Origin of the sequence: Micromonospora sp. CPCC 206171 (assembly GCF_036906755.1) — a bacterium.
GTDB classification, from domain to species: domain Bacteria; phylum Actinomycetota; class Actinomycetes; order Mycobacteriales; family Micromonosporaceae; genus Micromonospora; species Micromonospora purpureochromogenes.
Map to the genome: position 1 here is coordinate 1 of NZ_JBAKHT010000069.1, position 849 is coordinate 849.

Annotated in this window: 1 pseudogene; it reads left to right on the plus strand. The window is 75.9% G+C overall.

Annotated elements, in window-relative coordinates:
- Positions 1-698 (plus strand): annotated as a pseudogene (locus V6U89_RS30110) (hypothetical protein); the annotation flags it as partial.
- Between the last annotated feature and the right edge of the window lie 151 nt (positions 699-849).

Consider the following 849-nt stretch of genomic DNA (forward strand, 5'->3'; position numbering starts at 1 on the left):
CGGAAGCCACCCTCACGGGGCGCCCCGCCGTCGCGGCGGAAGCCACCCTCACGGCGCTCACCGCCACGGGTGTCGCCGTCGCGGCGGAAGCCACCCTCGCGGGGACCGGAACGGAAGCCACCCTCCCGGCGGTCACCGCCGGCGAAGCCACCTTCGCGGCGCTCACCACCACGGAAACCGCCAGCGCGCGGCGCCTCGCCGTCGCGGCGGAAGCCACCCTCACGACGGTCACCGCCGCGGAAGCCACCCTCACGCGGCGCCCCGCCGTCGCGACGGAAACCGCCCTCACGGCGCTCACCGCCACGGGTGTCAGCATCGCGGCGGAAGCCACCCTCGCGGGGACCGGAGCGGAAGCCGCCCTCCCGGCGGTCACCACCGCGGAAGCCGCCGCTGCGGGGGGCGTCGCCGTCGCGGCGGAAGCCGCCCTCACGACGGTCACCGCTCGGCGCGTCGCCGTCACGGCGGAAGCCACCCTCGCGGGGACCGGAGCGGAAGCCGCCCTCGCGGCGATCACCGCCGCGGAAGCCGCCGTCACGGCCGCCGCGGTCGGCGCCGGAGCCGCCCCGCTGGCCGCCTCGGTCGTCTCGGTCTCCCCGGTACGGGGGACGGTCGTCCCGACGCGGGCTCGCGCCTCGCCCTTCGGGGCGGTCGGCGCGATCCTGGTAACGGCGCGGACGATCTCCGCCCTGCGGTTCTGAACTCACAGGTACATCCTTCCTCATTGCGCCATCAGTGGCGCTACGCAGTCGAGGGCCGACCCGGATGGGGCGGCCCTCGACTGGAAGATTGTCCGGCGGTGTCCTACTCTCCCACACCCTCCCGAGTGCAGTACCATCGGCGCTGGAGGGC